Origin of the sequence: Flavobacterium sp. KACC 22758 (assembly GCF_028736135.1) — a bacterium.
In the GTDB taxonomy this organism is placed as follows: Bacteria; Bacteroidota; Bacteroidia; order Flavobacteriales; family Flavobacteriaceae; genus Flavobacterium; species Flavobacterium johnsoniae.
Genome location: NZ_CP117878.1, coordinates 5,054,251 through 5,074,017, shown reverse-complemented (window position 1 = coordinate 5,074,017; position 19,767 = coordinate 5,054,251). Strand labels below are relative to the sequence as shown.

18 protein-coding genes are annotated in these 19,767 nt (G+C 33.4%); all 18 read left to right on the top strand.

Annotated features, from left to right (window positions below):
* The first annotated feature begins 98 nt into the window (after positions 1–98).
* The 18 genes from PQ462_RS21640 (at position 99) to PQ462_RS21555 (ending at position 19,747) form a co-directional block, all read left to right on the top strand.
* Positions 99–575 carry a hypothetical protein gene (locus PQ462_RS21640; protein ID WP_274251536.1) on the top strand — a complete coding sequence of 159 codons (477 nt, stop codon included), beginning with the start codon at positions 99–101 and terminating at the stop codon, positions 573–575.
* Between the two features lie 268 nt (positions 576–843).
* Positions 844–2,241, top strand: a complete 1,398-nt coding sequence (locus PQ462_RS21635) for a DUF1800 domain-containing protein (protein ID WP_274251534.1) — start codon at positions 844–846, stop codon at positions 2,239–2,241.
* A 13-nt stretch (positions 2,242–2,254) separates the two neighbouring features.
* Positions 2,255–3,418 carry a DUF1501 domain-containing protein gene (locus PQ462_RS21630; RefSeq protein WP_274251532.1) on the top strand — a complete coding sequence of 388 codons (1,164 nt, stop codon included), beginning with the start codon at positions 2,255–2,257 and terminating at the stop codon, positions 3,416–3,418.
* A 58-nt stretch (positions 3,419–3,476) separates the two neighbouring features.
* Positions 3,477–3,683, top strand: coding sequence for an addiction module protein (locus PQ462_RS21625; RefSeq protein WP_274251531.1), 207 nt, complete (start codon positions 3,477–3,479; stop codon positions 3,681–3,683).
* A 1-nt stretch (position 3,684) separates the two neighbouring features.
* Positions 3,685–3,987: a hypothetical protein gene (locus tag PQ462_RS21620; RefSeq protein WP_274251530.1), complete on the top strand. Its 303-nt coding sequence runs from the start codon at positions 3,685–3,687 to the stop codon at positions 3,985–3,987.
* 350 nt (positions 3,988–4,337) lie between these two features.
* On the top strand, positions 4,338–5,165 hold the full coding sequence (locus PQ462_RS21615; protein WP_012022608.1) for a prephenate dehydratase: 828 nt from the start codon (positions 4,338–4,340) through the stop codon (positions 5,163–5,165).
* A 186-nt stretch (positions 5,166–5,351) separates the two neighbouring features.
* Positions 5,352–6,497, top strand: coding sequence for a pyridoxal phosphate-dependent aminotransferase (locus PQ462_RS21610; RefSeq protein WP_274251529.1), 1,146 nt, complete (start codon positions 5,352–5,354; stop codon positions 6,495–6,497).
* 112 nt (positions 6,498–6,609) lie between these two features.
* The gene (locus PQ462_RS21605; RefSeq protein WP_274251528.1) at positions 6,610–7,464 is read left to right on the top strand and encodes a prephenate dehydrogenase; all 855 of its coding nucleotides are present in this window, start codon (positions 6,610–6,612) and stop codon (positions 7,462–7,464) included.
* A gap of 13 nt (positions 7,465–7,477) precedes the next feature.
* Positions 7,478–8,560, top strand: coding sequence for a bifunctional 3-deoxy-7-phosphoheptulonate synthase/chorismate mutase type II (locus tag PQ462_RS21600; RefSeq protein WP_073410583.1), 1,083 nt, complete (start codon positions 7,478–7,480; stop codon positions 8,558–8,560).
* 260 nt (positions 8,561–8,820) lie between these two features.
* Entirely contained in the window at positions 8,821–9,798 is a 978-nt protein-coding gene (gene rsgA / locus PQ462_RS21595; RefSeq protein WP_149206156.1) for a ribosome small subunit-dependent GTPase A, read from the top strand.
* Between the two features lie 93 nt (positions 9,799–9,891).
* A complete protein-coding gene (gene dtd, locus PQ462_RS21590) occupies positions 9,892–10,344 on the top strand; it encodes a D-aminoacyl-tRNA deacylase (RefSeq protein ID WP_149206157.1) in 453 nt (150 codons plus the stop codon).
* A gap of 54 nt (positions 10,345–10,398) precedes the next feature.
* On the top strand, positions 10,399–12,306 hold the full coding sequence (locus PQ462_RS21585) for a DUF3857 domain-containing protein (protein WP_274251527.1): 1,908 nt from the start codon (positions 10,399–10,401) through the stop codon (positions 12,304–12,306).
* Positions 12,307–12,327: 21 nt separating this feature from the next.
* Positions 12,328–14,349 carry a DUF3857 domain-containing protein gene (locus tag PQ462_RS21580; protein WP_274251526.1) on the top strand — a complete coding sequence of 674 codons (2,022 nt, stop codon included), beginning with the start codon at positions 12,328–12,330 and terminating at the stop codon, positions 14,347–14,349.
* 40 nt (positions 14,350–14,389) lie between these two features.
* Positions 14,390–14,716, top strand: coding sequence for a nucleotide pyrophosphohydrolase (locus tag PQ462_RS21575; RefSeq protein ID WP_012022600.1), 327 nt, complete (start codon positions 14,390–14,392; stop codon positions 14,714–14,716).
* A 134-nt stretch (positions 14,717–14,850) separates the two neighbouring features.
* Positions 14,851–16,080 (top strand): 3-phosphoshikimate 1-carboxyvinyltransferase, encoded by a 1,230-nt coding sequence (gene aroA, locus PQ462_RS21570; protein WP_274251525.1) that lies wholly within the window; start codon positions 14,851–14,853, stop codon positions 16,078–16,080.
* 359 nt (positions 16,081–16,439) lie between these two features.
* Positions 16,440–17,489, top strand: coding sequence for a tRNA preQ1(34) S-adenosylmethionine ribosyltransferase-isomerase QueA (gene queA / locus PQ462_RS21565; protein ID WP_012022598.1), 1,050 nt, complete (start codon positions 16,440–16,442; stop codon positions 17,487–17,489).
* 317 nt (positions 17,490–17,806) lie between these two features.
* On the top strand, positions 17,807–19,084 hold the full coding sequence (kynU, locus tag PQ462_RS21560) for a kynureninase (protein ID WP_274251524.1): 1,278 nt from the start codon (positions 17,807–17,809) through the stop codon (positions 19,082–19,084).
* Positions 19,085–19,303: 219 nt separating this feature from the next.
* A complete protein-coding gene (locus PQ462_RS21555; RefSeq protein WP_012022596.1) occupies positions 19,304–19,747 on the top strand; it encodes a YMGG-like glycine zipper-containing protein in 444 nt (147 codons plus the stop codon).
* The last annotated feature ends 20 nt before the right edge of the window (positions 19,748–19,767 follow it).

Genomic DNA, 19,767 nt, shown 5'->3' with positions numbered 1-19,767 from the left:
TTTAGAATTTAGATCTAAGATTTTAGATTTTTAAAATATGGAAAAGCAGTTATTGTAATGATAGCTGCTTTTTTTTGCTAATAACAACTAAACAATTTATGAATAAAATTTTAAGCTTAGTTTTTTTATTGTGCCTTATTTCATGTAAAGAAAAGGTGGAGCAGGTGCAAACTCAAAAAGAAAATAATATAGAGGAAATTAATCAAGATGAGGTTAGAACTATAAGTTCTAGGACAACAAATTATGATACATTAATTAATAGCGTTAAAAAGCATGGTGATGTTGATGCTTATGATGAACTTTTTTATAGTTTTAAAGATTGTTGTTTTCGTGAAAGTACAGATAGTGTAATGGTGTACGCGAAAATTATGGCGGAGAATTTTAATTATGAAAGAGCTTATTATGATTATTATGTTGCTATGTTGGAGAAGCATGGAATAGATCATGCTAATTTCCCTCAAATTGATATCAGTAAAATGGAAAAACAGGACAAACAGAAGCTAGAAAACTGGTTTAAATTTATGGTGAAAAGAAAGCAGATGAGTCAACAAACATTGGATTTTATTAAAAGGTAATTGTCAAACCAATTTGATTTAATATAGCCCGTGGTTTCAACCACGGGAACACAATGCATTTCCCCAATCCGTTTCCCGTGGTTGAAACCACGGGCTATATTTGATTGTGAATGTTTAATATTTTAAAAGCAATATCCCCAAAAAACCTGCGTTCTAATTATTACCAAAGACTTTTCAAAACTCATCACTTAGTAACTAAGTATCTCAGAATCTTTTAAAATTAAACCTTTAAAAGAAACTCAAGTCTTATTGTAATAATTTCTGAACGATGAAAAAAAGCAGTCTTTGGTCCTTACGATTAGGTTTTTCAGGAAAACAAACTTCAAAAATTGAAAAACTCAGCTTAGAAAAATTTCTAAAGCAATCTTATAATTCGAAATTTGATAGAACACTTCCAGACTTTCTGCAAGATCAGCCTAAAACCACTTTAGAGTTGAAACAAATTCGGGAAATAATTAAAACTTCAGATCCCGAAACCAAAAAGGAAATTCAGAAAAAAGAAAATCAAGCAACTGCCGAATTCAAAAAATGGTGGATTGCAAAAATGCGCACGGATGAATTTCCGCTTCGCGAAAACATGGTTTGTTTTTGGCACAATCATTTTGTTTCGACTTCACAAAAAGTAAAAATCAATTACTGGATTTATCAGCATAATATGATTTTGCGCGAAAATGCCTTTGGAAATTTTAAAGAATTAACCAAACAGATTCTAAAATCAAACGCCATGGTTCGTTATCTCGATAATGGCGATAATAAAAAAGGGAAAGTAAATGAAAACCTAAGTCGTGAATTGCTCGAATTATTCACAATCGGAATTGGAAATTATACAGAAGATGATATAAAAAACGGCGCAAAAGCTTTGGCTGGTTTAAATGTTGGTGATGAAGGTGCCGTTTATAAAAAAAATATTGAAGACAACAGCGATAAAATCTATTTCGGGAAAACCGGAAACTGGAAAGCTGATGATTTAGTCGATATTATTTTCGAACAAAAAAACATTCCGTATCTCATTACCCGAAAAATTTTGAAATGGTTTGTGTATGATAATCCGCCAGAAGATTTGATTACTTATTACGGAGATTATTTTCGAAAGCAAAAGTTTGAAATCGAACCTTTATTGACTAAAATCTTTACCGAAGAATTTAAAAAAGAAAATCCAGGAAATAAAATCAAAAATCCGCTGGTTTATATTTTACAGCTATGTGATGAATTGCAAATGGAAAATGTGAATGATGCCGCAATTATGGCGTTTATAAAACAGCAAGGAATGGATTTGTACAATCAGGTAAATGTAAAAGGCTGGGACGGTGGAAATTCTTGGCTCACTTCGCAGATTTATCTCCAAAGAAATAATACTTCCGACTTATTATGCAGTGGAAAAAGTCTGAATAGAAAAGTTCTGAAAACGATGATGAACGGAGTTGAAAAAGAAAAGTCAGAATATGAAAAAACTGCGGTAAAAGTCAATTTTGATTCAGAAGGAAATAACAAAACGATTATTTCTGAATTATCAGACCGGTTATTATTTGCCGTCAGTGATTCGGCTCAGAAAGACATGGAAAATCTTTTGAAATACGATTTTGATCCCAAAGATCCACACGCCGATTTTGCTGTAGTCAGACTTTTTAATTACATCACTAAACTTCCAGAATATCAATTAATCTAAAAAAGAAGTAATCATGAACAGAAGAAATTTTCTAAGACTGACAGGAACTTTTACAGGCGGATTACTTGTGCTTCCTGATTTTTTGCACGCTTTTGGTGCTCAAAATAATTTGGTTGTGGGAGAACAATGTGTCGTTTTTGTACAGTTGAATGGCGGAAACGATGGTTTAAATACTTTTATTCCGTACGATGATCCGTTGTACTATGATTTGAGAACTAAAATTGCTTTAAATAAAGATTTGGTTATTGGAAAGAATAAAGGAATGGCATTTCACCCTTCATTAAAAGATTTTGCCCAAATGCAGCAAAACGGAGATTTAACCGTGATTCAAAATGTAGGTTATCCAGAACCAATTCGTTCACATTTTAGAAGTCAGGAAATTTGGCAGACGGCGACGGATTCTAATAAATATATAAATGAAGGCTGGCTTGGAAGATTTTTGGATTTGCAATGCAATGGACACCAGGCGACGGCAGGAATCAATTTAGATTCGATTGATAATTTAGCTTTAAAAGGAGTAGAGCCCAATTTTATAACCGTAAAAGATCCGGATCGCTTTAAAGTAAAATCAAAAGAAGAAAATGTGACTTTGTCTCAAAATCCGCATTTGGATTTTGTTCGAAAAATAGCCAATTCGGTTACCGAAGGTTCAGATGAAATTCAGAAAGCTTTAGCAAAATCTAAAACGGAAATCAGTTATCCGAAAACTGAATTATCCAAAAACCTGGAATGGATTGCCCGATTGATAAAAGGAAACCTGAATTCAAAAGTGTATTACACATCACTCAACGGATTTGATACACACGATAATCAGCTTTCCATTCACGAAAGAAAATTGTCAGATTTAAACGATTCTTTATTTAGTTTTTATTCTGATTTAAAACAGTCGCAATTATTACAGAATGTAACAGTTGTTGTTTTTTCCGAATTCGGAAGACGTGTAAAAGACAACGGCAGCGGAACAGATCACGGAACTGCAGCTCCAATGTTTATTATTGGAGGAAATAATAAAGGAGCAATTTTAGGAAAAAATCCAGATTTAGCAGACTTAGATAATGGTGATTTAAAATATGAAATTGATTTTAGAAGTGTTTATGCCTCTTTATTAAAAGAAAAAATGAATTTCGATTATTCTAAAATAGGGATTAGAAATGCACCGGTTTCGGGATTGTTTTGAATTAAATAATTAGTGACTAAATTTGCTTAAATTTGTATTCATCATTAATAATAAAAATATGCAAATCAAAAATTTATCTAAATACAGCAATGCTGAAAAAATTGTTTTAGCAGAGCAGCTATGGGACAGTATTTCTAAAAATGATTTGGAAATTTCTGATGAAGTAAAAAGAGAATTAGATATTCGCATACAGAATTTAGAAGAAGGAAAAACTGAATTATATTCGTGGGAAGAAGTTAAAGCTCATTTAAAATCTCTAAGATAAAGTGTATAAACTTCGTTTTGTAAAGGAAGCATTATTCGATATTGAAGATATTGTTCTGTGGTATGAAGAACAACGAACTGGTCTTTCATATGATTTCGAACTTTGTTTAGAAGCAGGAATAGATACAGTCTCAAGAAATCCAAATGCTTTTCAAAAGAAATATAAAAATGTCAAAATTCTATTCATTTCAAGATTTCCTTACGGAATTCATTATCGATTTGAAAAAGAGGAAATAATTGTTAATAGGTGTTTTTATACTTCTCGCTCTCCTAAAAATTGGAGTAAAAGATTAAGTATAAAATAGAGAACTTAGAACATTAGCATCTCAGGCAACTTAGAACGTCATTATAAATATCTCATTTTAAGCCCATATTTTTATATTATCATACAAAACCTGCTAAATTTGTTAAGAAATCCTTTTTTGTTTCATAAAATGCAATCTTTTTTTTGGTGCACTAAAAATAATTTATACATTCGCAGAGAATTTAAAAAATAACACAAACAAAATGGCAACTAACCGTTTTTATTTTAGCAACAATTTTTATTTCTTCTTTAGTAGAAGTCAGGATTGTGCTATGGTTATTTGAGAAAAATTTTAAGACAAATAAAACTAATATACAATCCTGATGCAAATCAGGATTTTTTTTTGACTATATGACAACGAAAATTGCAATACAAGGTATTAAAGGATCATTTCATCATCAGGTTGTGAAAGAGTATTTCTCTGAAAATGTGGATATTGATGAGTGTTTGTCTTTTGAAGAATTGATCGACAGCCTTATTGCCGGAAAATCTGATCAGGCCGTTATGGCGATCGAAAATTCAATCGCAGGGCCGATTATCCCGAATTATGCTTTGATTGACAAAAACAATCTGCACATAATTGGAGAGCATTATTTAAACATTCAGCAGAATTTAATGGCTTTAAAAGGTCAGAAAATTGAAGATATAAAAGAAGTTCATTCGCACCCAATGGCACTTTTGCAGTGCATGGATTTCCTGAAACAATATCCAAATATCAAATTGATTGAGGATAAAGATACAGCCGAAACGGCAAGAAGAATTCAGGAAAAGCAGTTGACAGGAATTGCAGCAATTGCAAGTGTAACAGCTTCTGAAATGTACGATCTTGATATTATTGCGTCATCAATTCAAACGATTAAAAACAATATGACACGTTTCGTGATTATCAAAAAGCAAAATTCATTTTTGCCGGAAAGCGAAATTAACAGAGCGTCAATCAAATTTGAATTGGATCATAAAAGAGGAAGCTTAGCAGCGGTTTTAAATGTAATGAGCGACTGCAAACTGAATTTGACAAAAATCCAGTCGCTTCCAAAAATTGAAACACCTTGGAAATATTCATTCTTCGTAGATGTAACATTTGAGAAATATGAAGATTTTGCAAAAGCCAAAGCATTATTAAACATCATGGCAGAATATTTTAAAGTATTGGGAGAATATAAAAATACCAGACCTTAAGTCTTAAAGTTGATTCTAGATTGAAGATTAACGAATTAAGATTTTAGATTGTCAGGCTGAGCGAAGTCGAAGCTCACGTTCCAACTCGAAAGCCCTTCGACTTCGCTCAGGGTGACAAGTCAAAAATAGAAAAAGCATAAAGCTTACGGCCTAAAGCCTAAAGCAAAATATAAAGCAATAAAAACAATGATTACAACAGCAAAACGATTAGACACAGTTGAAGAATACTACTTCTCATCAAAACTGAGAGAAGTGAGGCAGCTGATGTCTGAAGGAAAATCGATCATCAATATGGGAATTGGAAGCCCTGATTTGAGTCCGTCAAAAGCAGTAATTGAAGCAGTCGCTGCAGCAATTCAAGATGAAAACGGGCATGGTTATCAAAGCTATCAGGGATTACCAGAAATGAGACAGGCGATGGCAGATTTTTATAAAGATCAGTTTGGTGTTGAAGTGAATCCGAATAATGAGATTTTACCATTGATGGGTTCAAAAGAAGGAATTATGCATATTTCGTTAGCATTTTTAAATGAAGGCGATCACGTTTTAATTCCAAATCCAGGTTATCCAACTTATACTTCGGTAACCAATTTGGTTCAGGCAGTTCCGGTTTATTATGATTTAAAAGAAGAAAATGCTTGGGAACCTGATTTTGAAGCTCTTGAAAAACTGGATCTTTCGAAAGTGAAAATTATGTGGCTGGGATATCCGCACATGCCGACAGGAGCTAGAGGAAGTTTAGCGTTATTTGAAAAATTGATTGCTTTTGCTAAAAAACACAACATATTATTGATTAATGATAATCCGTATAGTTTTGTTTTAAATGATAATCCGATGAGTTTATTGCAGGTTGAAGGAGCAAAAGAGGTGGCTTTAGAATTGAATTCATTAAGTAAAACATTCAACATGGCAGGCTGGAGAGTCGGAATGGTTTTAGGAAATCCTGAAATTATTGATGCGGTTCTAAAAGTAAAAAGCAACATGGACAGCGGCATGTTCTACGGAATTCAAAAAGGTGCAATTGCTGCTTTAAAATGTGATAAATCATGGTTTAAAGATCAAAACAAAATTTACAGACGCCGCAGAGAATTGACTGAGAAACTAGCAGAAAAGTTAAACTGCAAAGTATATAAAGAAGGAGTCGGGCTTTTCGTTTGGGCAAAATTGCCAGAAGGAATCGAATCAGCAGAGAAGTTCATTGACGAAATATTATATGAGAAACATATTTTCATTACACCTGGAACCATTTTTGGAAGCAACGGTGAAGGTTATATCAGATTCTCATTGTGTGTGAAAGAAGAAAAAGTACAAGAAGCGATAGACCGATTTTAGATTTTAGAATGTAGATTTTAGATTTCAGACTTTGCGAACCTTGCGTAAATTCTTTGCGAACTTTGCGGTTAAATAAGGTTGGAATTTTAAAATTGGTAATTAAAAAAATAGTATGAAAGTATACGTAATAGGAATAGGATTAATAGGCGGTTCGATGGTACTGGACATTAAAGACCAACATCCTGATTCGACCATTTTTGGAATCGACAGCAACGAAAAACATTTGCAGGAAGCCATTGATTTAGGAGTTATCGACGAAGCGGGAAATTTTGAAGATTTGGCTGAAGCCGATTTTGTAATTGTTTCGGTTCCTGTGGATGTTGCCTTAACGGTTTTGCCAAAAGTTCTGGATTCGGTTGGAGATAAAACAATTGTTTTTGAAGTTGGGTCGACTAAAAAACCAATTTGTGAAGCAGTAGCAAGCCATCCGAAAAGAAGAAATTTTATCGCCACACACCCGATAGCCGGAACGGAGTTTTCAGGACCTTCGGCGGCAATAAGAGGTTTGTTTAAAGGAAAAACAAACATTATCTGCGAAGTGGAAAAAACCACTTTTAAATTGCAGGAAAAGGCATTAAAGCTTTTCAGCGAAATAGGAATGAGGATTCGATATATGGACCCGGTTTCGCACGACAAACACATTGCTTACGTTTCGCATCTATCGCACATTAGTTCGTTTATGCTTGGGAAAACGGTAATGAATAAAGAAAAAGACGAACAGGATATTTTTGATATGGCAGGAAGTGGATTTGAGAGCACCGTTCGTTTAGCAAAAAGTTCACCAGCCATGTGGACGCCGATTTTTAAGCAGAATAAAGAACACGTTTTAGAAACTTTAGAAGCTTATATTTCAAATCTCAGTCGGTTTAGGGATTTGTTGAAAGAAGAAGATTATAACGCCATTTTTGAAGAAATGGAAAGCACAAATAAAATAAAAGAAATATTAAACGGATTAATTAAAAAGTAAAAACTATAATAAAATGGAAAATAAGAAAGAAATGAGAAAGTGGTTAGAAGATTTCAATTTAAATCACCCACTTGTGATTGCTGGACCTTGTAGTGCAGAAACAGAGGATCAGGTTTTAAAAATCGCTCATGAATTAAAAGATTCAAAAGTTAGTGTATTCAGAGCTGGAATCTGGAAACCAAGAACTCGTCCAGGAGGATTTGAAGGTGTTGGAGAAATTGGATTAAAATGGTTACAAAAAGCAAAAGCTGAAACTGGTTTATTAATGGGAACTGAAGTTGCAACTGCAGCACACTGTAAACTAGCTTTAGAACACGATATCGACGTATTATGGGTTGGTGCTCGTACAACTGCAAACCCTTTCGCAGTTCAGGAAATTGCTGATACTTTAAAAGGAACTGATAAAATCGTTTTGGTTAAAAACCCAGTAAACCCAGATTTAGCTTTATGGTTAGGTGGTGTTGAGCGTTTACATATGGCTGGTATCGAGAAGTTAGGAGTTATTCACAGAGGTTTCTCTACTTACGAAAAAACAAAATACAGAAACATTCCAGAATGGCAGATTGCTATCGAATTACAAAATAAATTCCCTGATTTACCATTAATCATCGATCCATCTCACATTACTGGAGATCGTAAAATGATTTTCGAAGTAACTCAAGAGGCTTTAGATTTGAATTACGATGGTATGATTATCGAAACGCACATCGATCCAGACAACGCTTGGTCTGATGCTGCACAGCAAGTAACTCCTGATGCTTTGAAACAAATCATTAAAGATTTGACTATCAGAAAAACGGATGATACTACAGATGAGTACAGCCAAAAAATGACTAAACTAAGAGCTAACATCGACGTACTTGATGCTAACTTATTAGAATTGTTAGGAAAACGTATGAAAGTAGCTGACGAAATTGGACAAGTGAAAAAAGATGCAAACGTTGCGATTCTTCAAAACAACCGTTGGAACGAAATCTTAGGAAAAATGATTTTAGAAGGTGAGAAAAAAGGTCTTACAGAAGAGTTCGTTTTAAGAATGTTCAAAGCAATTCACCAGGAAAGTATTGGTCACCAAGAGAAAATTTTCAACGCATAATTTTCTTTAAATTATATAAGTGATATAAGTTAATTTGTGTTTATTCTAAATTTTGACCTTGAGTTTTCTTATATCACGATTTTAAAAATAGATTGTTTTTTTAAAATCCCTGTTGTTTTGAAAGAAGCAGCGGGGATTTTTGTTTTTTATAATATAGCCCGTGGTTTCAATCGTGGGCTATGTTTAAAATTATTCATTTATCTTTGCGAAGATTTAGGTTTTGAATTTAAAATCTGAAATCAGCAATCTAAAATTAAAGAATGACAGGAACCGTATACAAATCTACAGGAAGCTGGTACACCGTAAAATCTGAAAAAGGAGATTTTGTGGAATGCCGTATGAAAGGGAAATTTAGAATTAAAGGTATCAAAAGTACCAATCCTATTGCTGTAGGCGATATTGTCGATTATGAATTAGATGAAACGTCAGATGCTATTACTGGTACGATTCATACTATTCATGAACGAAAAAACTATATCGTTCGTAAATCGGTAAACTTGTCTAAACAGATTCATATTATTGCTTCAAACATCGATCAGGTTTTTTTACTGGTTACAATTGATAATCCGCCGACAACTACCAGTTTTATCGATCGTTTTTTGGTTACAGCCGAAGCTTACGGAATTGAAGCTGTTCTTATTTTTAATAAAATCGATACTTTAAACGATCAAACATTAGACGATCAGCTTTACTTACAGCATATTTATACTGAAATTGGATATAAATGTCTCCGAATTTCATCAACAGAAAATAAAGGAGTTGATAAACTGAAAGAAATGATGATTGGAAAGGTAAGTATGTTCTCTGGACATTCGGGAGTTGGAAAATCAACTTTGGTAAATGCAATGGAACCAAGTCTTCATTTAAAAACCTCAGTCATTTCAGAGCAAAGCAAACAAGGGCAGCATACAACGACTTTTGCCGAAATGTATGATTTGTCTTTTGATGCCCGAATTATCGATACACCGGGAATTAAAGGTTTTGGAATTGTAGATATGGAGCCAACTGAAATCAGCGGTTATTTTCCGGAATTCTTCAAATTGAAAGATCAATGTAAGTTTAATAATTGTCTTCATAAAGAAGAACCTCATTGTGCCATAAAAGCAGCTTTAGAAAAAGATGAAATCGCTTGGTCACGTTACAACAGTTATCTTAAAATATTAGAAGGCGATGAAGAACATTACCGTACCGATATTTATGGAGAAGATCGTGCAGCTAGTGATGAAACAAGAAAATAAATTTCGTCAAAAGTCAAAAGTCGAAAGTCTTAAAGTTTTTTAGAAACATGCCAGACCTTTGACTTTTGACTTTCGACTTTCAGACTTAAATAAATGAGAGTAATTATTCAAAGAGTTTCCCAAGCATCAGTAACAGTTGAGGGGCAAAAAACAGCAGATATTCAAAAAGGATTATTAGTTTTAGTCGGAATTGAAGATGCCGATACTCAGGAAGATATAGACTGGCTTACTGGTAAAGTCATAAAAATGCGAATCTTTGGAGACGAAAATGATGTTATGAACTGCTCAGTTCAAGATGTCGGTGGCGATATTATTGTAGTCAGCCAATTTACACTTCATGCTTCTACAAAAAAAGGGAATCGTCCTTCTTATATAAAAGCGGCCAAACCAGACTTTGCAATTCCAATGTATGAGAACTTTGTAAAATCTCTGGAAAAAGAGTTTGGAAAGAAAATACAAACGGGAATTTTTGGTGCTGATATGAAAGTAAATCTTCTTAACGACGGTCCTGTAACAATTGTTATGGACAGCAAGAATAGGGAATAAAAAAAATGTTAAGGATTTCTAAAAATAATATATATTTGACGAAATTACTTACTAATGAAAAGCCCTTTTTTTGCGTTATTTTTCTCTTTAATTACTTATGTTTCAAATGCTCAAAAAGGCGAATATTCTGCACTTTCTATATCTGATAGTTTAAAAGAAAACGCCAATGCTGTTGTGCGTTTAGATCAAATGGATATTTCGATTTCTTCGCAGCGAAGCATGAATATTAAAACGCACCGAGTTGTAACAGTTTTTAATCAAAATGGACTTGAACACATCGAAGCTTATCAGCATTATGATAAATCGACTACATTAAAAAATATAGATGCTGTTGTTTATGATTTGCTTGGCAATGAAATCAAAAAAATAAAACGAAAAGATTTTAAAGACGAAAGCGCGGTAAGCGGCAGCACGCTTTTTTCAGATAACCGTATACTATACTTCGATTATACGCCTGTTTCTTATCCTTTTACAATTGTTTATAATAGTGAAATTGAAAGTTCAAATACAGCTTTTATACCACGATGGTATTTTTTAGGAGATTACAATGTCAGCATACAAAAAAGTATTCTCAATATATCTTTTCCAAACAACTTAGGTTTTAAAAAGAAAGAATTTCAGTTTTCTGATTTCAACATAAAAAAAACTATCGATACAAATACAAAATTAAGTTACACAGCCAGTAATATCCAGGCCAGAAAATCAGAAGATTATAGTCCTTCAGCCGGAGATCTTTTCCCAAAAGTAATGATGGGATTAGAGAAGTTTCATCTGGAAGGTGTGGATGGTACAGCAACAACCTGGGAAGCATTTGGTAAATGGTACGGGGATAAAATTTTAAGCGGAACAACGATTTTGCCCGAAGAAACCAAAGAAAGAATAAAAACGCTGGTTGGAGATGAAAAAGACCCAATAAAAAAAGCTAGAATTATTTACGACTATGTACAAAAAAAATCCAGATACGTAAATATTGCAATAGGAATTGGAGGCTGGAAACCAATGCTTGCGTCAGATGTAGATCGTTTAGGTTATGGAGACTGTAAAGCATTGACAAATTATACAAAAGCACTTTTGCAAGTTGTTGATGTTCCTTCATATAATACTATTTTATACGGTGGTCGTTATAAATCTAATATTCAATCTGATTTTGTTTCAATGCAGGGTAATCACATGATTCTTGCAGTTCCAAATGGAGATAATTATATCTGGCTGGAATGCACTAGCCAGGATGATCCGTTTGGTTACCAGGGAACTTTTACTGATGACAGAGATGTTTTGGTAGTGAAACCAGAAGGAGGAGAAATAGTGCGAACCAAAATTTATGAGGATAAAGGAAATACCCAAAATGGTAAAGGAAATTATACTATTGATGAAAATGGAAATTTTGCTGGAACAATTTCAATAGCTTCGCAAGGATCGCAATACAGTTCAAAAGCCAATCTTGAAAATATACTTCCTACAGAAAAAGAAGCACATTATAAAAGCTACTGGAGTAATATAAACAATATTAAACTGGGAAAAATAAGTTTTGTGAATGATAAAGAAAATGTCAAATTTCAAGAAGATGTTCAGCTTACGGCCCTTAACTACGGTTTAATTTCAGGAAACAAAATGATTTTTACTGTAGATGCTTTCAATCAAAACTCCGAAAATGTAAAACGAATCCGTAACCGTAAAAACCCGTTTCAAATTCAGCGCGGTTATTTTGATACAGACGAAATTGAAATCAATCTTCCTGCGGGTTTTTCTATTGAATTTCTGCCGCAAAATGTTGAATTGAAAGGCAAATTCGGAGAATACAAAACAGAAATTATGAAAAAGGATAATAACAAACTTACTTATAAACGCTCCATGTTTTTAAGCAAAGGGAAATATTCGAATAAAGAATATGATGAATACCGACTTTTTATAGAACAGATTTCAAAAAATGACAATTCAAAAATCATATTGACCAAAAACTAACCATAACCAAAATCCAAAAACATGAAAATTACCAGATTATTCATTTTTTTATTCCTGTTATTTTCAGCTTCAAAAATAGAAGCTCAGGAATTTAAATTAGGAAAAGTTTCAATTGCAGAATTGGAACAAAAAGTACACCCAAAAGACTCATCCGCAGCAGCGGCAATTTTGTATAAAAGAGGAAAATCGAGAATTGAATACAATGACAGCGACGGATTCTTTTTACTTACGGAAGTTGAAACACGTATAAAAATATATAAAAAGGAAGGATATGATTGGGCGAATCAAAGTGTTACTTATTACAGCGTAAAAAATGAGTCAAGGGAAACAGTTAGCATTTCAGATGTTGTGACTTATAATTTAGTAAACGGAAAGATTGAAAAAACTAAATTAAAAAGTGACGGTGAATTTAATGAAGAGGTAAATAAGTACAGGTCAAGAAAAAAAATCTCAATGCCTAATGTAAAAGAAGGTTCTGTTTTGGAATTTAGATATACAGTAAGAACGCTTAATATATCAATGATGCGAGATTGGAAATTTCAATCTAGTATTCCTGTTGACTATTCAGAATATACAACTTATATCCCTGAATATTATACTTTTAATTCTATGCAGAAAGGATATGTTTTTCCGAAAGTGGCAACGGTTAAAAATTCTAAATCAATAACTTCACAAAACAGAGAAAGGACTTTAGGACCTGGACATGTATCTAAAACTACATTTTCTACAGATAAAGTCGATTACATGGAAACACAAACGAGCTATCTTGCTGAAAATATTCCAGCACTTAAAGATGAATTGTATGTTAACAATATAGATAACTATACGGCTAGTGTAGAACACGAATTATCAATAGTTAAACCATTTAATCAGCCTTTAAAGATGTATTCTGCAGATTGGAATTCTGTAGTTAAAACGATTTACGATTATGATGATTTTGGCCCTGAATTAAATAAAACCGGTTATTTTGAAAATGATTTAAAAACCGTATTAGCGGGGTTAAACACTGCCGAAGAAAAAATACCAGCTATTTTAAGTTATGTGAAATCAAAAGTAAAATGGGACGAATATTACGGTTACAGCTGTGATAAAGGAGTTCGAAAAGCATATCAGGAAGGAACAGGAAATGTAGCAGAAATTAATTTAATGCTGACTGCCATGCTGCGCTATGCCGGGCTTACAGCAAATCCTGTTTTATTAAGTACACGTTCAAACGGAATTCCCTTGTTTCCTAACAGAACAGCTTTTAATTATGTTGTAGCTGCTGTAGAAACTTCAACTGGAAATGTTTTGCTTGATGGAACAGATCGATTTTCAACCCCTAATATTTTACCGTTACGAACATTAAATTGGAACGGAAGATTGATACGTAAAGATGGAAGTTCTGAAGAAGTCGATTTAATGCCTCAAAAAGTTTCTGCAGATAATATTTTTATGAATTATACTATTGCTGCAGATGGAAAAGTGACAGGAAAAACCAGAAGACAGTACACAGATTATAATGCGTTAGTAACCCGAGGTAATATTTCAGGTTTTAAAGAAGAAGAATATCTGGAAAAGTTAGAAAATCAATATAATAAAATAGAAATTAATGAATATTCTAAGGCTAATGAAAAAGATTTTCTACAGCCAATTATAGAAACGTATTCATTTTCAGGAAATAACTTATGTGAATTAATAGGCGAAAAAATTTATATAAGCCCAATGCTGTTTTTTACAGAAAATAAAAACCCATTTACACAAGAGGTTAGAGAATATCCGGTAGATTTTAGCTACCCATTTGCTGATAAATACAATATTACAATTCAAATACCAGATGGTTTTACAGTAGAAACATTGCCAGCTCCTGCAGCCGTTACTATGGAAGATAATTTAGGAACATTTAAATTCAATATTGCCTCTAATGGCAATACCCTGCAGTTAGCAATTTTGCATCAAATAAATCAGGCAATTGTATCGGCAGAGAAATATGATATGCTGAAAGAGTATTACAAAGCCATGATTGCGAAGGAAACTGAAAAAATTGTATTAAAAAAAATATAGCAAGATTAAGTTTGCCTTATTTTTGTTCAAAAATAGAATTATGGATTTGAAAAATGCACAACTAGACGTTGATACCTGGATAAAAGAACACGGAGTTCGTTACTTTAACGAGTTAACAAATATGGCGCAGCTTACGGAAGAAGTAGGTGAAGTTGCCAGAATTATTGCACGTCGTTACGGTGAACAATCTGAAAAAGAAAGTGATAAAAACAAAGATTTAGGCGAAGAACTAGCCGATGTTGTTTTTGTAGTTCTTTGTTTGGCAAATCAAACGGGAATCGATTTGCAGGCTGCTTTTGATAAAAAAATGGACCTAAAATCGGTTAGAGATAAAGATCGTCACAAAAACAATGATAAATTGAAATAATTGTGAAATATCACTCATAAGTTTTGAATTATGAGTTTTGAATTTTGAATTATGAATGGGGAGTGGTAAATTGCGGAGCTGAATTAGGTTTCTAATCATTCATAATTCATAATTCACAACTTACAATAAAAAAAATGAATTTAAAATTAACGACGAACTCACCATTCACCATTGATGATTCGCAGCTAAATATTACGGGTTCTAAAAGTGAAACCAACCGTTTATTACTTTTAAAAGCTTTGTTTCCAAATATTACTTTAGCTAATACTTCAAACTCAGATGACAGCGAAGTAATGCAGAAAGCACTTATTGGTAATGATGAAATTGTAGACATTCACCACGCCGGAACTGCAATGCGATTCTTAACCGCTTACTTTGCTGTAAACGAAGGCAGAGAAGTAGTAATGACAGGATCAAGCAGAATGCAGGAGCGTCCAATCAAAATTTTGGTTGATACTTTAAGACAATTGGGAGTTGAAATCTCATACGAAAAAGAAGAAGGTTATCCGCCAATCAGAATCAAAGGGAAAAAAGTAACGGCTTCAAAAGTAACTTTGGCAGCAAATGTAAGCAGTCAGTATATTTCGGCACTTTTATTAGTGGCTTCAAAATTAGAAAATGGTTTAGAACTGACTTTAGAAGGTGAAATTACATCTATTCCGTATATCAAAATGACTTTGGCTCTGCTAAAAGATTTAGATATAAAAACAAGTTTTGAAGGAAATGTAATTAAAGTTTTTCCAAAAGAATCTGTTGAATCAAAAGAAATGGTTGTAGAATCTGACTGGAGTTCGGCTTCTTATTTCTTTAGTTTAACGGCTTTAGCCGATGCTGCAAAAATCACATTGAGCAGTTATAAAGAAAACAGTCTTCAGGGAGATTCAGAATTAATTTCTCTGTATGAAAAAATGGGTGTAAAAACCACTTTTCAAGGCAATAAAATGACATTGGAAAAAGTGGCTGGATTTAATTATCAGGATGTAAATTTTGAATTAAACAATACTCCGGATATTGCGCAGACAATTGTAGTAACTTGTCTAGGTTTAGGAATTGGATGCCGCTTAACAGGTCTTCATACTTTAAAAATTAAAGAAACAGACAGGCTGGAAGCTTTAAAAACGGAGCTTACGAAATTAGGAGCAAATATTTCTGTAACGAATGACAGCTTGACTTTAGTAAAATCAGATACTATTAATCACGATGTAAAAATCGGGACGTATAACGATCACCGTATGGCAATGGCATTTGCTCCATTAGCAATTAAAGTGCCTATTATTATTGAAGATGCGGGAGTAGTTTCAAAATCATATCCAGATTTCTGGAACGATTTGAAAGCTTTAAATTTCCAAATCTCAGAATTGTAGTTTTTGAACCATATAAGTGATATAAGTTCATTTTTAAAATAAAAGCGCAATAAAACATAGCCTCTGGTTTTTACCAGAGGTTTTTTTATGAGTATCTAAAAGCAAATCCGACAGGTTTAAGAGCGTATTTACGAATCCTATTAAAATGTACTTATATCACTTATGTGGTTTGAAAAAAGTTAAAATTGACTTAAAGAATACATTTTTAAGTCAATCTGAAACCTCACAAAATCAAGGACTTTTGAAAATAAAAGCCAAAACACTTGACAACGCCTATCTCACAATCGTATATTTGCAACCGATTTAAAATTTTAGGTAAATAAATCTAAAATCTACATTCTAAAATCAACAATCCAAATATGAAATTATCACACTTCAATTTCAATTTACCGAAAGAACTTTTAGCTGAATTTCCGGCAGAAAATAGAGATGAATCTCGTTTAATGGTAATTGACCGTCAAAAAAACACTATCGAACATAAAATGTTTAAAGACGTTATCAACTATTTTGATGACGGAGACGTTTTAATTCTTAACAATACAAAAGTTTTCCCTGCGCGTTTGTACGGAAACAAAGAAAAAACAGGAGCGAGAATTGAAGTTTTCTTATTAAGAGAATTAAATTCTGAGCAGCGTTTATGGGACGTTTTAGTAGATCCTGCTAGAAAAATCCGTATTGGTAATAAACTTTATTTTGGTGACGACGATTCATTAGTTGCTGAGGTAATCGACAATACAACTTCTCGTGGAAGAACTTTACGTTTCTTATACGATGGATCTTATGAAGAATTCAGAAACAAATTAACAGAACTTGGAGAAACTCCAATTCCTAAATACATCAACAGAGATGTAACTCCGGAAGATGCTGAAAGATACCAGACTATCTATGCAAAAGAAGAAGGAGCTGTAGCTGCGCCAACTGCTGGTTTACACTTCTCAAAACACCTTTTGAAAAAATTAGAAATCAAAGGAGTTAATTTTGCTGAAGTAACTTTACACGTAGGTTTAGGAACTTTTAACCCAGTTGAGGTTGAAGATTTATCTAAACACAAAATGGATTCTGAGGAATTAATCATTACTCAGGAAGCTTGTGATATTGTAAACGAAGGAAAAGCAAAGAAAAAACGTATTTGTGCAGTAGGAACAACTTCTATGCGTGCAATTGAAAGTTCTGTTTCTTCTGCCAATACATTAAATCCTTACGAAGGTTGGACAAATAAATTTATTTTCCCTCCTCACGATTTCAGTATTGCAAACTGTATGATTACAAATTTTCACACACCAAAATCAACATTATTAATGATGATTTCTGCTTTCTGTGGTCACGATTTAATGAAAAAAGCATACGAAGAAGCGATCAAAGAAGGATACAAATTCTATTCTTACGGAGACGCGATGTTAATTCTTTAATTAGAGTTTTATATTATAAAAAAGACCCGACAAGTTTTAGAACCTGTCGGGTTTTTTGTTTTTAATAGTTTTGTTTCAAGTTTCAGGTTTCAAGTTTCAGGTTTTAAGTTTCACCGGCAAGGATTTTTTATTCAGTTTGTGTTTTTTAAATATAAAAGAACGTAAAGCTTTGCAAACTTAGCGTTTGTAAACGTTAACCATTATAAAAATCCTTGCGGACTTTGCGGTTAAAAAACACAAAGCATTTCAACTTGAAACCTTAAACCTGAAACAAAACAAACAAAATTTGTTATTTTAGCAGACAAAACAAAAACACAATGACTTTTCAAAATACACGCGAATTTGCGAAACAACTTGATGCACAAGACGCATTGAATCATTATCAAGAACAATTTATATTTCCAAAGGTTAACGATAAACGAGTAATTTACTTTACAGGAAATTCATTAGGATTACAGCCAAAACGCACCAAAGCTTATATAGATGAAGTAATGAATGACTGGGCAGAACTGGCTGTTGAAGGTCATTTTTATGCCCAAAAACCTTGGTGGGATTATCAGGAAAGATTTTCTGAACCGTTGAGTAAAATTGTAGGTACGCTTCCGTCAGAAGTTACGGTTATGAATACTTTGACGGTGAACCTTCATTTATTGATGGTTTCTTTTTATGAGCCAAAAGGAAAACGCTATAAAATTATCTGCGAGGAAAAAGCATTCCCATCAGATCAATATATGTTTCAAAGTCAGGTTCATTTTCATGGATACAAACCAGAAGATGCAATCGTAGAAATCAAACGCCGCGAAGGCGAACATAATATTCGTCTGGAAGATGTTTTAGCTAAAATTGAAGAAGTTGGCGACGAATTGGCTTTGGTTTTAATTGGCGGCGTAAACTATTATACAGGACAGGTTTTTGATATTAAAACGATAACCGCAGCCGGACAAAAAGCCGGAGCCAAAGTAGGCTGGGATTTAGCACACGCTGCCGGAAATATCAAACTTGAACTTCACGATTGGAATGTAGATTTTGCAGCTTGGTGCAGTTATAAATATATGAATTCAGGACCAGGAAATGCTTCAGGATGTTTCGTACACGAAAAACACCATAATAACCCAGATTTACCTCGTTTTGCAGGCTGGTGGGGACACAATAAAGAACGCCGTTTTAAAATGGAGCCAAATTTTGATCCCGTTCATGGAGCAGGCGGGTGGCAGATTAGTAATCTTCCGGTTCTTTCACTGGCACCATATTTAGCATCTGTAGAAATGTTTGCTGAGGTAGGAATGGATGCTTTAATTGCAAAGCGTGATCATATTACTTCTTACTTAGAATTTATTCTTCATGAAATTGATAAAGAAGTAGAAAGCACTTTCGAAATTATTACGCCTTCAAACCCAGAGGAAAGAGCTTCTCAATTATCTGTGTTTTTGCATGGCGAAGGAAGAAGCTTATTTGATTATTTGATGAAAAACGGAGTCATTACAGACTGGCGCGAACCAAACGTAATTCGTCTGGCACCAGTTCCTTTATATTGTTCGTATGAAGATATGTATGATTTTGGGCAGATCTTGAAAAAAGGAATTTTAGGGAAATAAGATTTTATTTAAAGAATAATTACTCGAAATAACACAAAATGAGAATAAACTTTGTGTCTTCGCGTCTTTGCGAGATTAAATCATTCATATGAATCAAAAGCATTTTTGCAAGAAACAACACAGAATCTTCAAATTTTATAAACTTTCTGAAAAATTCTGTAATAATTAATATAGCAGATATTCCGTATTTTGTAGTGTATAATTCTAAAAACTACAATCATGAAAGGCTTATATATTTTATTCGCGGTAATACTTATAACTTCTTGTCAAAATCAAAGCAAAGAAGATTTAAATAAAGCCAAACAAGCCAGTATTGATTCAATGAAAGTTGAGATTAACAAACAGCGTGTTATCGATTCGATGAAGACTGAAATGGCGAAGATAAAAGAGGAACAAAGAGTCGAATCTCAAAAAGAAAAAGTTGTTGTTGTGCATCAGCAGGCTGCAAACGGAAATACTGCCACAACAACTACAACTACCAAAAAGAAAGGCTGGAGTGCCACTGCTAAAGGTGCTGTAATTGGTGCTGGTGTTGGTGCCGCAACCGGGGCAATCGTTAGCAAGAAAAAAGGCGAAGGTGCCATAATTGGCGGATTAGCCGGAGCAGCTTTAGGAACCGGAACTGGTGCTGTTATTGACAGCAAAAATAAGAAAAAAGAATAGAATCAAAATTCTATAGAAAA